Raw genomic sequence first — 13128 nt, 5'->3', positions numbered from 1 at the left:
CGCGGGGGTCAATTCAGGTCCATCTCACAGCTCGCCGAGGGGGTGAGAGTGGGTTGCGGAGGGGGTCCATCCCGGATCGTGGACGAGGCGAGCGATGCGTACGTGTTGTATCTATGCTGTGGGCATGGCCTCCGCAGCACCCTCGAAGCCCCGTCCGCCCGCAGCCCCGGCCGTCAAGCGGCCCCCCGCCGCCGACCGTGTGTACGCGCACGTCAAGCAGGGTGTGCTGGAGCGCCGCTATGAGGGCGGCACCCTGCTCACCGAGGGCGAGTTGGCCGAGGCGGTCGGGGTGTCCCGGACGCCGGTGCGGGAGGCGCTGCTGCGGCTGGAGGTCGAAGGGCTGATCAAGCTCTATCCGAAGAAGGGCGCGCTGGTCCTGCCGGTCTCCGCTCAGGAGATCGCCGACGTGGTCGAGACCCGGCAGCTCGTCGAGGAGCACGCGGTCCGCAAGACGGTGCCGGCCTCGCCGCGGCTCATCGCCCGCCTGGAGGAACTCCTCGAACAGCAGAAGGCGCAGGCCGCCGCCGGTGATCTGGCGGGTGCGGCGGTGACCGACCGCTGTTTCCACGCCGAGATCGTCCGCAGCGGCGGCAACGAGATCCTCTCCCGCCTCTACGACCAGCTCCGCGACCGGCAGCTGCGCATGGGCGTGGCCTTCATGCACGCGCACCCCGACCGCATCACCAAGACGCTCACCGAGCACGAGGAGATCCTCCGGGCGCTGCGCGCGGGTGACGCGGAGGCGGCCGTGAGCCTTGTCCACCGCCATGTGAACTGGTTCTCCAACCTGGCGCGGGGGGACGTCCGTTGAGCCGCCCCTCTCTGTCCCCGTCCGCCGCCCTGCCCGGAGACCCGCCCGGTGGCCGCCGTGCCCTCGCCGTGTGGGGCATCGGCGTCTCGGTCTACTTCGTCGCCGTCATCTTCCGTACGTCGCTGGGGGTGGCCGGACTCGACGCCGCCGACCGCTTCCATGTGAGCGCCTCAGCCCTGTCGACGTTCTCGATCCTGCAACTGCTTGTGTACGCGGGCATGCAGATACCGGTGGGTCTGCTGGTGGACCGCCTCGGCACGAAGAAGGTGCTGACCCTCGGGGTCGTGCTGTTCACGGCCGGTCAGATCGGCTTCGCGCTGGCACCGTCGTACGGCATGGCGCTGGCCTCGCGGGCACTGTTGGGCTGCGGCGACGCGATGACGTTCATCAGTGTGCTGCGGCTCGGCACCCGCTGGTTCCCGGCTCGGCGCGGTCCGCTGATCGCGCAGTTCGCGGGGCTCGCCGGCATGGCGGGCAACCTGGTGTCGACGCTGGTGCTGGCCCGGCTGCTGCACGGGGTGGGCTGGACGGCGGCGTTCGCGGGCAGCTCCGTCGCCGGGCTCGTCGTCCTCGTCCTCACCCTGCTGTTCCTGAAGGACCACCCGGACGGGCACGAACCGGAGCCCTTCCCGCACCAGGGGGCGGCGTATGTGCGGCGGCAGATCGCGGCGTCCTGGCGGGAGCCGGGTACCCGGCTCGGGCTGTGGGTGCACTTCACCACGCAGTTCCCGGCGATGGTGTTCCTGCTGCTGTGGGGGCTGCCGTTCCTGGTGGAGGCGCAGGGGCTGAGCCGGGCCACCGCCGGTGATCTGCTCACCCTCGTCGTCCTGTCCAACATGGTGGTCGGACTGGTGTACGGCCAGATCGTGGCCCGGCACCACGCGGCGCGGCTGCCGCTGGCGCTCGGCACGGTGCTCGCGACGGCGGCGGTCTGGGCGACCACCCTCATCTATCCCGGTGAGCACGCGCCGATGTGGCTGCTGATCGTCCTGTGCACGGTCCTCGGCGCGTGTGGTCCCGCCTCGATGCTCGGCTTCGACTTCGCCCGTCCCGCGAATCCGCCGGAGCGTCAGGGCACGGCTTCCGGAATCACCAACATGGGCGGTTTCGTCGCCTCCATGACGACCCTGCTGGCCGTCGGCGTCCTCCTCGACCTCACAAACGACAACTACCGCATCGCCTTCTCCGCCATCTTCGTCCTCCAGGCCCTGGGCCTGACCCAGATCTTCCGCCTGCGTGCCCGAGCGGCCCGCCGTGAACGCGAACGCCTGGTCGCCAGCCGTGTGGAGACGGTGCACGTACCGGCGTGAGGGCACACTCCGGGCCGGGTTCGAGCGATCGGGGTCGGCTGAGGAGGGCGTAGCGGGCGCCACACCCGCCGCCGTCCGTTACCCAGCCGTCCGCTACACCGTCACCGCGAAGGCGTGGAGGATGGCCGCGATCAGGTGGGGGTCGCCCTCCGCCTTGATGCGGTCGGCGACCGTGTCGGCGGTGACGCGGCCGCAGGCGAGGCGGACGTAGGTCTCCCAGTCCAGGGTGAGGGTGGCGGCGGGGCCGAGCGCGGGCGAGGTCTCCAGGGTGCCGCGGCCCTGGATGTCGACGCGGACCGTGCGGATGAACTCCAGCGGGCCGTGCACATCGAGGACGACGGCCGAACTGCGCGGGGCCTGCGCGTCCTCCGCGACGACCTTCGGCAGGACGGAGAGCAGTTCGTCCCGGACGATGTACGCGCCCGGCGAGTCCAGGTTCCCCGGCAGGCCGAGCGCCGCCCGCAGGTCCTGCTCGTGGACCCATGTGTCGAACGCGCGATTGCGCATCGCCTGCTCGAGGGTCAGTTCCGTGCCGAGCGGGCCGCGTACCTTGTGGTCGGGCTGCCGCGACTCGTTCCGCAGCTGGCGGTTGCGGCGGATGATCGTGTACTCCAGCTCGGACGTCATCTCCGGCGCCGTGTGGTGGCGGCGGGCGTCCACCTGCATCTCCATGTACCGCTGGTGCTCGGTGCGCACGTGGTACAGGTCGCGCGGCAGGGTGTGGATCGGGCGCGGGTCGCCGAGCATCTCGCAGTCCATGCCGATGACATGGGAGACCACATCGCGTACCGACCAGCCGGGGCACGGCGTCCGCCTGTTCCACTCGCCCTCCACGAGCGGTGCCACCAATTCGGCTATCGCATCCACTGCGTGGGTCCAGGCGTCGGCGTAGGGCTGAAGAGTGGGATGCAGACTCACGGAACGGGACCCCTCGGGCGGTCGGTACGTGTCAGTACGGTCGGTACGTGTCGGCTACGTGGCGGGTGGTCTTCAGTAGGGGCGTCGGCGTCGGCGTCGGCGTTGACGGCGGGGGGTGGGCGTCGGCGGCGGTCAGTGGGTGCTGTGGAACGTTAAGTTACGCTGCTGTGCGGCACCCCGGCAGTGCTTTCGTGTGACGATCGTAGGCCCGTGTTTGACGGCTCGAATGCCAGGACGGTGGTAGTGTGCGCGCCTCGCTCCTTCAGATCGGTGTAAACGAGGGCGAATCGGTCGATTCGCGCAGGCGTCGGGTGGCTTCGCTGATCCGTGAGCAGGCCGGAGCCGATCTCGTCGTCCTCCCGGAGCTGTGGACCACCGGCGCATTCGCGTTCGAATCCTTCACCGCGGAAGCCGAGCCGCTCGACGGGCCGACCCATGAGGCGATGGCCAAGGCGGCGGCCGACGCGGGCGTCTGGCTGCACGCCGGCTCGATCCCCGAGCGGGCCGCACCCGACAGCGGCTCCGCCGCGGGCGAGGGACCCCTCTACAACACGTCTCTCGTCTTCTCCCCCTCCGGTGAACTCGCCGCCACCTATCGCAAGATCCACCGCTTCGGCTTCGACAAGGGCGAGGCGGTCCTGATGGGCGCGGGCGAGGAACTGGTGACCGTCCGTCTGCCGGACACCACCCTCGGCGTCGCCACCTGCTACGACCTCCGCTTCCCCGAACTCTTCCGCGGCCTCGTCGACGCCGGCGCCGAGACCTTCGTCGTCCCCGCCGGCTGGCCCGAACGCCGCCGCGCCCACTGGACCCTGCTCGCCCGGGCCAGGGCCGTCGAGAACCAGGCGTACGTCCTCGCCTGCGGAACGGCGGGCACGCACGCGGGAGTTCCGCAGGCCGGTCACTCGATCGTGGTCGACCCCTGGGGCGAGGTGCTGGCCGAGGCGGGCTCCGGGGAGGAGGTCCTCACCGTGGAGCTCGACCCGGCGAAGGTCGCGACGACCCGCGAGCAGTTCCCGGCCCTCAAGGACCGACGGCTGGGCCTGGAGCCCCCGCGCCGCTGAGCGTTGACCGCCGACTGCCGACTGCCGACCGCCGACCGCCGACCGCCGACCACGGGCCGCGGCCGGCGGCGCCCGGGTGAGCCGCGGCCCACCCTGCCTTGCGCCTCAGCCGATCCCCTTCTCCCGTTCCGCCAGGTTGATCACGCACACCGTCACGGCGATCAGCAGCGACGGGTCCGCGTCGTCGCGGACGACGTCGAGGCCGTACGTCTCCCTGACGCGCAGCCATTTGCGGGAGACGACGGCGAGGGCCTCGCCCTGGTACTCGATGAGGAACTCGCGGTCGAGGATCTTGCCGCTGACGTCCAGTTCCGTGCCGTCCGTCAGCGACACCCGGTAGTGGTTGCGCAGCAGGGACAGGCGCTTGCGGCGGACCGTGGCCAACGGTTCGCCCTCCCGTTCGATCACCATGGTGTCGCGCAGCGCGAACATCTTCTTCCGGATGTCGATCAGGACCCGCCCGGCCGAGTCCTTCAGCTCGAAGGTGTCCCGCAGCCGCAGGGCCTTGCCGTCGACGAGGAAGACCTTCCTGCCGTGCTCGTCCTCGATCCAGTAGTCGTCACCGATGCCGAGGATCCGGTCGCGTACGAGGAATCTCATGCTCCCAGGCGTTCCCCGGCGCCCGCCGCCCCACCTCGCCAGTAGGCCGAAAGGACGCAGGTCCCGGCCTTGCACTCAGGTTGTCCACAGGCATCTGGCGACGTTGTCCACAGGTGCGGCCGAGAGTTGTCCACAGGCTCGGCGGCGGGTCGCGGGCAAGTGGCACCCTTGATCCATGAGCGATTCCACGACCCAGCACCCCGCACCCCGCCGTGTCCGTGTCCGCGCCCCCGAGCTGACCGGCAAGGGCGGCTGGCTGAACACGGGCGGGAGGCAGTACACCCTCGCTGACCTGCGGGGAAAGATCGTTTTGCTGGATTTTTGGACGTTCTGCTGCATCAACTGTCTGCATGTCCTCGACGAGCTGCGCGAGCTGGAGGAGAAGCACCGCGACACCGTTGTGGTCATCGGGGTGCACTCGCCGAAGTTCGCGCATGAGGCGGAGCACGCGGCGGTGGTCGACGCCGTCGAGAGATACGGGGTCGAGCACCCGGTACTCGACGATCCGGAGCTCGCCACCTGGAAGCAGTACGCGGTACGGGCCTGGCCGACCCTCGTGGTGATCGACCCGGAGGGGTACGTGGTCGCCCAGCACGCGGGTGAGGGCCATGCGCACGCCATCGAGCGGCTTGTCGCCGAGCTGGAGACCGAGCACGAGGCGAAGGGCAGCCTGCGACGCGGCGACGGACCGTATGTGGCGCCGGACCCCGAGCCGACGGTGCTGCGCTTCCCCGGGAAGGCGCTGCTCCTGCCCGGCGGGGACTTCCTCGTCAGCGACACCACCCGCCATCAGCTGGTGCGGCTCGCTCCGGACGGCGAGACGGTCGTCCGCCGGTACGGCGCCGGTGAGCGCGGCTTCGTGGACGGCAGCGCCGAGCACGCCCGGTTCAGCGAGCCGCAGGGCCTGGCGCTGCTGGACGGCGGGACGGTGGTCGTCGCCGACACCGTGAACCACGCGCTGCGCCGCCTCGACCCGGCCACCGGCGAGGTGTCCACCCTCGCGGGCACGGGCCGCCAGTGGTGGCAGGGCTCGCCCACCTCCGGCCTGGCCTGGGAGGTCGACCTGTCCTCACCGTGGGACGTGGCCGTCTTCGGTGGCAAGGTGTGGATCGCGATGGCCGGCGTCCACCAGCTGTGGACGTACGACCCGGAGGACTGCACCGTCGCCGTGGCGGCGGGCACGACGAACGAGGGGCTGGTGGACGGTCCGGGTGCGGAGGCGTGGTTCGCGCAGCCGTCGGGGCTCGCGGCCACCGCCGACCGGCTGTGGCTCGCCGACTCCGAGACGTCGGCGCTGCGCTGGGTCGACCTCGACGGGGCGGTCCACACGGCGGTCGGCACCGGCCTGTTCGACTTCGGGCACCGCGACGGCGCCGCCGACCAGGCGCTGCTCCAGCATCCGCTGGGGGTGACGGTCCTGTCCGACGGCTCGGTCGCGATCAGCGACACCTACAACCACGCGCTGCGTCGCTACGACCCGGCCACGGGCGAGGTGACGACCCTCGCGACGGATCTGCGGGAGCCGAGCGACGCGGTGCTCGTCGGGGACGACATCGTGGTCGTCGAGTCCGCGCGGCACCGGCTGACCCGGCTGCGGCTGCCGGAGGAGACGGTGAAGGTGGAGGCCGTCGCCCACCGCACCCGGCGCGCACCCACCGAGGTCGCCCCCGGCAGCCTCCGGCTCGACATCGTCTTCCGGGCGCCCGCCGGGCAGAAGCTCGACGAACGGTACGGGCCGTCGACCCGTCTGCTCGTGTCCTCCACCCCGCCCGAGCTGCTGCTCGGGGGCGACGGCGCGGACACGGCCCTGTCGCGCACGCTGAAGCTGAACCCCTCCATATCCGAGGGCGTCCTGCATGTCTCGGCGATGGCGGCGTCCTGCGACGACGACCCGGCCAACGAGTACCCGGCCTGCCATGTGCACCAGCAGGACTGGGGTGTGCCGGTCCGGGTCTCGTCCGGTGGCGCGGACCGGTTGCCGCTGGTGCTCGCGGGGATGGACGAGGGCACGGCCGGCCTCGGCTGAGACTGATGGCCCGCGCCGCCCTCGTCGCCGACCGGGGCGGTCACACGCCGCCGTACCCGTCCCGGTGGTGGTGCCGTTCCTCGTCGATGACGGGCGTCGTGGACGGCACCACGACCCGCCTGCGCCTGGCGATGCTGCTGAACGTCGCGACACCGATCAGTCCGACGATCATGAAGATGACGCCGACCAGGTCGAGGTTGACCCCCTGCATGTCCCAGTCGGTGGCGAACGTGAGGATGGCGCCCACGGCGATCAGAATGATGCACCCGCCCAAACCCATGAGTGTTCCCTCCCAGTCCGGTTGGGTCGGCCGGTCGTTCCGGTCGTTCGGTCCTACCGGTGGACTCCGGGTACCCGAACTGGCTTGCCAGTAACAGGGGGAGGCCGGTCGGGTGCCGGGCGGGGTGCCGGTCAGCCCTCCAGGAACGCGGCCAGGGCGTTCGCCAGGAGGTAGGGGTCCTTGGCGCCGCAGAGCTCGCGGGCGCTGTGCATGGAGAGGATGGCGACGCCGATGTCGACGGTCTGGATACCGTGCCGGGCCGCGGTGATGGGCCCGATGGTGGTGCCGCACGGCATGGAGTTGTTGGAGACGAACGTCTGGAACGGCACGCCGGACTTCTCGCAGGCGGCGGCGAACACCGCGCGCCCCGAACCGTCCGTGGCGTAGCGGTTGTTGACGTTCACCTTCAACAGCGGGCCGGCGTCCGCGCGCGGGTGGTGCGTGGGGTCGTGCCGCTCCGCGTAGTTGGGGTGGACGGCGTGACCGGTGTCCGAGGAGAGACAGATCGTGCCGGCGAAGGCGCGGGCCCGGTCCTCGTACGAGCCGCCGCGGGCGAACACCGAGCGCTCCAGCACTCCGCCGAGGAGCGGTCCGTCGGCGCCGGTGTCGCTCTGGGAGCCGTTCTCCTCGTGGTCGAAGGCGGCGAGGACGGGGATGTACGACGGGCCGTCACCGGAGGTGGCGACCGCGGCGAGCGCCGCCGTGGCGGCGTGCACGGAGAGGAGGTTGTCCATGCGGGGCCCGGCCAGCAGTTCCTTGTCGCGGCCCAGGTAGGCGGGCGGTTCGACGGAGTGGGTCATCAGGTCCCAGCCGGTGACCTCGCCCGAGGGCAGGCCCAGTTCCTGCTCCAGGAAGGCGATGAGGTCGCCGTCGCGGACGTCGTCGCCGAGGCCCCAGACGGGCTGGAGGTGGCGCTGCTTGTCGAGCTTCAGACCCTCGGAGGAGACGGAACGGTCGAGATGGATGGCGAGTTGGGGCACCCGCAGAAGGGGCCGGTCGATGTTCACGAGGCGGTGGGTGCCGTCGCGCAGCGAGAGCCGGCCGGCGAGGCCGAGGTCGCGGTCCAGCCAGGAGTTGAGCAGCGGGCCGCCGTAGATCTCGACGGCGACCTGGCGCCAGCCGTGGGCGCCGCTGTCGGGGCGCGGCTTCACCCGAAGGTTGGGGGAGTCGGTGTGGGCGCCGACGATACGGAACGGCGTGTGGGGTTCGGCGCCCTCCGGCACGTACCAGGCGATGATCGCGCCGCCGCGCAGCACGTACTTGCCGCCCAGGGAGCCGTCCCACGCGTCCGTCTCGGATACCTGGCGGAAGCCGGCCTTCTCCAGCCGCTCCGCGGTGTTCGCCACCGCGTGGTACGGGGACGGGCTTGCCGCGAGGTAGGTCATCAGGTCGTCGGTGTGGCCGCGATCGAAGCGTGGGGGTGTGCGCATGGGGTTCACCTTAACGACGTACGAGGGCCCGCTCCCGGGGTTGGGAGCGGGCCCTGGTGTGAGGAACGGAGGACGGGGTGGTGGACGGGCGGGCAGGGCCCGTCCACCACCCGACCGCGTCGGAGTGGGGCCTCGGCCCCGGCGGCGGTGCCGCTCGGGGCCGGGGCCGGGAGGTCAGAACGCCTCTTCGTCCAGCTCCATCAGGTCGAGGTCGACGCCCTCGGAGATCTTGCGGGCCAGGGTGACGCCGGGCAGGACGTTGGCGGCGAAGAACTTGGCCGCGGCGATCTTGCCGGTGTAGAAGGCCTTGTCCTTGGCGGAGGCGTTCGGCAGCTTCTCGGCGGCGACGGCGGCACCCTTGAGGAGCAGGTAGCCGACGACGACGTCACCGGAGGCGAGCAGCAGGCGGGTGGTGTTGAGGCCCACCTTGTAGATGTTCTTGACGTCCTGCTCGGTCGCGGCGAGGTCGGTGAGCATGAGGCCGACGATGGCCTCCAGCTCGACCGCGGCCTTGGCGAGGTGCTCACGGGCACCGGCCAGCTCCTCGCCGCCCTCACCCAGCGCCAGGAACTTCTTGATCTCCTCGGCGAGGGAGTTCAGCGCGGCGCCCTGGTTGCGGACGATCTTCCGGAAGAAGAAGTCCTGGCCCTGGATCGCGGTGGTGCCCTCGTACAGGGTGTCGATCTTGGCGTCGCGGATGTACTGCTCGATCGGGTACTCCTGCAGGAAGCCGGAGCCGCCGAAGGTCTGCAGGGACTGGGCGAGCTGCTCGTAGCCCTTCTCGGAGCCGTAGCCCTTGACGATCGGGAGGAGCAGGTCGTTGAGGGCGTGCTCGGTGGAGGCGTCCTCGCCGGCCGCCTCCTTCACCGCGATCGAGTCCTGGACGGAGGCGGTGTAGAGGACGAGCGCGCGCATGCCCTCCGCGTACGCCTTCTGCGTCATCAGCGAGCGGCGGACGTCGGGGTGGTGCGTGATGGTGACCTTGGGCGCGGTCTTGTCCATGAAGTTCGCCAGGTCGGGGCCCTGGACGCGCTCCTTGGCGTACTCGAGGGCGTTGAGGTAGCCCGTGGAGAGGGTGGAGATCGCCTTCGTGCCGACCATCATGCGGGCGAACTCGATGATGCGGAACATCTGGCGGATGCCGTCGTGCTTGTCGCCGATCAGCCAGCCCTTGGCGGGGTGGCGGTCGCCGAAGGTCATCTCGCAGGTGTTGGAGGCCTTCAGGCCCATCTTGTGCTCGACGTTGGTGGCGTAGACGCCGTTGCGCTCGCCCAGCTCGCCGGTCTCGAAGTCGAACAGGTACTTCGGGACGAGGAAGAGGGACAGGCCCTTGGTGCCGGGGCCGTGGCCCTCGGGGCGGGCGAGGACGTAGTGGAGGATGTTCTCCTCCATGTCGTGCTCACCGGAGGTGATGAAGCGCTTCACGCCCTCGATGTGCCAGGAGCCGTCCTCCTGCTGGATCGCCTTGGTGCGGCCCGCGCCGACGTCCGAACCGGCGTCCGGCTCGGTGAGCACCATGGTGGAGCCCCAGGTCCGCTCGACCGCGATCTGGGCGATCTTCTTCTGTACGTCGTTGCCCTCGTCGTAGAGGATGCCGGCGAAGGCCGGGCCGGAGGAGTACATCCACACGGCCGGGTTCGCGCCGAGGATCAGCTCCGCGTAGGACCAGATCAGGGAGGCGGGGGCGGTCGTGCCGCCGATGCCCTCGGGCAGGCCGAGCCGCCAGTACTCCGACTCCATGAAGGCCTTGTAGCTCTTCTTGAAGGAGGCCGGGACCGGGGCGGTGTTCGTCTCCGGGTCGAAGACCGGCGGGTTGCGGTCGGCGTCCGTGAAGGACTCCGCCAGCTCGTTCTCGGCGAGGCGGGTCAGCTCTTCCAGGACGCTCTTGGCGGTGTCCGTGTCCATCTCCGCGAACGGGCCGGTGCCGTACAGCTTGTCGCGGCCGAGCACCTCGAAGAGGTTGAACTCGATGTCGCGGAGATTCGACTTGTAGTGCCCCATGGCGACGGCTCCGTAAGAGAGGGATCGGCGAGGCACTGGATCCTCGCGCTAGTTCACATACCAACAAGTAGCTTCTCGTCGATGATGCTACCCACCGGTAATAAGAAGCAACCCCGATCGGGTCATCTGTGACTCGTTACGCTTTGCCGCATGTACGGCTACGACCAGAGCGCTGGCACTCAGCAGCAGTACGCCCCGCCGCAGCAGCCCATGTCCGGGCAGCAGATGCCGGGGCAGATGCCCGGCGGCCCGATGGGCGGGGGCTACGGGCAGCAGCCTCCGCTGTACCCGGAGCCGTCCCCGCCGTCCCTCGCGGACGCGGTGCGTGCCTTCACCACGGGTCAGCTGGCCGCCGAGGACTTCCAGCAGGTCTTCGCGACGTCCAAGGTCTACTGCCCGCGCGGTGACAACCCCGGGTTCCTGGCGCTGCACAACACGCAGCAGCCGGTGATCCCCATGTTCACCTCACTCAAGGAGCTGCGCCGGTACGCCGGCAAGGAGTCCAAGTACTTCGTGATCACCGGCGCCGAGGTCATCGACCTGCTGCCGACCGGCTACGGCTTCGTCCTCGACATGGAGGGGGAGCACCGGATGGTCTTCGACGCCAAGGCGGTGGAGCAGATGGTGGAGTTCGCGATGCGGCGCATGTACGGATAGCTCCGCGCCACGCCCGACGTGCCGTGCGGCTCGGTGGGCGACGGCTGCGGGGTGTCGGTCCCGGCTCGGTGTCCGGGGTCGATCGCGGGACGAGATGAACGCCCGGAGGGAATGCCCTCCGGGCGTTCGTCGTTAGACCTGGCAGAAAGTTCAACAATCAACTAAAGTGAACGCACAAGGAGGTACCGACATGCCCGCAGTGACCGTCGAGAACCCGCTGACCCTGCCCCGTGTCGTCGCGTCGACCGACGCGGTGTCCCGTCCGGTGCTCGCCGTGACGACCGCGCCCAGCGGCTTCGAGGGCGAGGGCTTCCCGGTCCGCCGTGCGTTCGCCGGGATCAACTACCGTCACCTCGACCCGTTCATCATGATGGACCAGATGGGCGAGGTGGACTACGCGCCGGGAGAGCCGAAGGGCACGCCCTGGCACCCCCACCGTGGCTTCGAGACCGTCACCTACATCATCGACGGGATCTTCGACCACCAGGACAGCCACGGCGGTGGCGGCACCATCACCAACGGTGACACCCAGTGGATGACGGCCGGCTCCGGCCTCCTCCACATCGAGGCGCCGCCGGAGGCCCTCGTCATGTCCGGCGGACTCTTCCACGGCATCCAGCTGTGGGTGAACCTCCCGGCCAGGGACAAGATGATGGCGCCGAGATACCAGGACATCCGCGGCGGCCAGGTCCAGCTCCTCACCACCCCCGACGGCGGCGCGCTGCTCCGCGTCATCGCCGGTGAGCTGGACGGGCACCAGGGGCCCGGCATCACCCACACCCCGATCACCCTGCTCCACGCGACCGTGGCGCCGGGCGCGGAGATCACGCTTCCGTGGCGCGAGGACTTCAACGCGCTGGCGTACGTGCTCGCCGGGCGCGGCAGCGTCGGTGCGGACCGGCGCCCGATCCACCTCGGTCAGACGGCCGTCTTCGGCGCGGGCTCGTCCCTCACGGTGCGGGCGGACGAGAAGCAGGACTCCAACGCGCCCGACCTGGAGATCGTGCTGCTCGGCGGACAGCCGATCCGTGAGCCCATGGCCCACTACGGCCCGTTCGTCATGAACACCCGCGAGGAGCTGCAGCAGGCGTTCGAGGACTTCCAGAAGGGCCGGCTGGGCACGATCCCGGCGGTCCACGGGATGACCGAGGGCGGTATCTGACCGCCGGTTCGCCGGTCTGCCTGATGCCTGCGCACAGCCGCTGATGAGGCCCCCGCCCGACCGGGCGGGGGCCTCATCGTGTGTGCGGGGCCCGACAAGAAAGGAAGACAAAAGATCCATACCGCGCATACTGGAGATAAGTACTGTCGCGCGGGAGGTGGACATGACTATCTCGACACCGACAGCGCAGAGGCCGCCGAGGCTGACGGAACCGCCACCGCGAAGAGACCTCTGGCCCGGCATCGCGGGAATCGCGTCCGGCGTCCTGATGCTCGTCGGACTCATCGTGACCTACGCCAACACCCCGGACTACACCGACGAGGACGGACTGCGCGAGACGGTCGCCTTCTACCTCGACGACAGCAACCTCGACGTCACCGAGGCCATGACCCTGGTGATGCTGGTGGCGAGCATGCTGTTCCTGTGGTTCCTGTCCGCGCTCGCCCGCCGCGTCGGCAGCCGCTCCCAGCTGGTGCTCTCCGGCGGGATCGTGTTCGCCGTGCTCACCATGATCGCGACGATCACCGGTGGGATCTACGCCATCTCCGCCCTCAACACGGACACGTTCGTGGTGGGACCGGGGACGGCCATGGTGGCCATGCTCCTGATGGATGTCGCGTACGCCGGGTTCATCGCGGCGATGGCCGGGGCGGCCGTCCTGCTCTTCGCCGTCTGGCGCGCCGGCGTCACCACCCACGCCGTACCCGCCTGGCTCGGCTGGGCCGGCTTCGGCATCGCCGTCCTCTGCTGCGCGGGCCCGTTCACCGCCTGGCTGACGGTCCTCCTCATGGCCCTGTGGACGATCGCGGCAGGGGTGGTCCTGATCGTGCGTCCGCCGGTCGGGGAGTAGCGGGATTCGCTCCGCAGGC

12 protein-coding genes are annotated in these 13128 nt (G+C 70.1%); 7 read left to right on the top strand and 5 right to left on the bottom strand.

From position 1 onward, the window contains the following. Window positions 1–124: 124 nt before the first annotated feature. Together M8J73_RS19365 and M8J73_RS19360 are read left to right on the top strand one after the other, a co-directional pair. Entirely contained in the window at window positions 125–811 is a 687-nt protein-coding gene (locus tag M8J73_RS19365; protein ID WP_055537574.1) for a GntR family transcriptional regulator, read from the top strand. Then, window positions 808–2121, top strand: a complete 1314-nt coding sequence (locus tag M8J73_RS19360) for an MFS transporter (RefSeq protein ID WP_079054703.1) — start codon at window positions 808–810, stop codon at window positions 2119–2121. Before M8J73_RS19365 ends, M8J73_RS19360 begins: the two co-directional genes overlap by 4 nt. A gap of 93 nt (window positions 2122–2214) precedes the next feature. Here M8J73_RS19360 and M8J73_RS19355 read toward each other — a convergent pair whose 3' ends face one another. Continuing rightward, window positions 2215–3039, bottom strand: coding sequence for a maleylpyruvate isomerase family mycothiol-dependent enzyme (locus tag M8J73_RS19355; RefSeq protein WP_055537564.1), 825 nt, complete (start codon window positions 3037–3039; stop codon window positions 2215–2217). A gap of 245 nt (window positions 3040–3284) precedes the next feature. On the opposite strand from M8J73_RS19355, the gene M8J73_RS19350 reads away from it, so the two are divergent. Next, complete coding sequence (locus M8J73_RS19350) at window positions 3285–4103, top strand: carbon-nitrogen family hydrolase (RefSeq protein ID WP_055537565.1); 819 nt, start codon at window positions 3285–3287, stop codon at window positions 4101–4103. A gap of 105 nt (window positions 4104–4208) precedes the next feature. On the opposite strand, the gene M8J73_RS19345 is transcribed toward M8J73_RS19350, so the two are convergent. After that, on the bottom strand, window positions 4209–4703 hold the full coding sequence (locus M8J73_RS19345; protein WP_055537566.1) for an LURP-one-related/scramblase family protein: 495 nt from the start codon (window positions 4701–4703) through the stop codon (window positions 4209–4211). A 175-nt stretch (window positions 4704–4878) separates the two neighbouring features. On the opposite strand from M8J73_RS19345, the gene M8J73_RS19340 reads away from it, so the two are divergent. After that, window positions 4879–6729 carry a thioredoxin-like domain-containing protein gene (locus tag M8J73_RS19340; RefSeq protein WP_055537567.1) on the top strand — a complete coding sequence of 617 codons (1851 nt, stop codon included), beginning with the start codon at window positions 4879–4881 and terminating at the stop codon, window positions 6727–6729. A gap of 40 nt (window positions 6730–6769) precedes the next feature. On the opposite strand, the gene M8J73_RS19335 is transcribed toward M8J73_RS19340, so the two are convergent. The 3 genes from M8J73_RS19335 to M8J73_RS19325 all read right to left on the bottom strand — a co-directional run bounded on the left by M8J73_RS19335 (window position 6770) and on the right by M8J73_RS19325 (window position 10440). Further along, window positions 6770–7009 (bottom strand): DUF6458 family protein, encoded by a 240-nt coding sequence (locus M8J73_RS19335; protein WP_055537568.1) that lies wholly within the window; start codon window positions 7007–7009, stop codon window positions 6770–6772. Window positions 7010–7140: 131 nt separating this feature from the next. After that, on the bottom strand, window positions 7141–8439 hold the full coding sequence (locus tag M8J73_RS19330) for a M18 family aminopeptidase (RefSeq protein WP_055537569.1): 1299 nt from the start codon (window positions 8437–8439) through the stop codon (window positions 7141–7143). 174 nt (window positions 8440–8613) lie between these two features. Beyond that, window positions 8614–10440, bottom strand: coding sequence for an acyl-CoA dehydrogenase (locus tag M8J73_RS19325; RefSeq protein WP_055537570.1), 1827 nt, complete (start codon window positions 10438–10440; stop codon window positions 8614–8616). A gap of 150 nt (window positions 10441–10590) precedes the next feature. On the opposite strand from M8J73_RS19325, the gene M8J73_RS19320 reads away from it, so the two are divergent. From M8J73_RS19320 to M8J73_RS19310, 3 genes are all read left to right on the top strand, one after another. Next, window positions 10591–11097, top strand: a complete 507-nt coding sequence (locus M8J73_RS19320) for an SseB family protein (protein WP_055511713.1) — start codon at window positions 10591–10593, stop codon at window positions 11095–11097. A gap of 190 nt (window positions 11098–11287) precedes the next feature. After that, a complete protein-coding gene (locus M8J73_RS19315; protein ID WP_055537571.1) occupies window positions 11288–12259 on the top strand; it encodes a pirin family protein in 972 nt (323 codons plus the stop codon). A gap of 163 nt (window positions 12260–12422) precedes the next feature. Beyond that, complete coding sequence (locus tag M8J73_RS19310; RefSeq protein ID WP_157873067.1) at window positions 12423–13109, top strand: hypothetical protein; 687 nt, start codon at window positions 12423–12425, stop codon at window positions 13107–13109. Window positions 13110–13128 lie beyond the last annotated feature (19 nt).

It is taken from the genome of Streptomyces neyagawaensis, assembly GCF_023516595.1.
In the GTDB taxonomy this organism is placed as follows: Bacteria; Actinomycetota; Actinomycetes; order Streptomycetales; family Streptomycetaceae; genus Streptomyces; species Streptomyces neyagawaensis.
The sequence above is the reverse complement of the archived record's forward strand: the minus strand, read 5'-3'. Positions and strand labels throughout refer to the sequence as shown.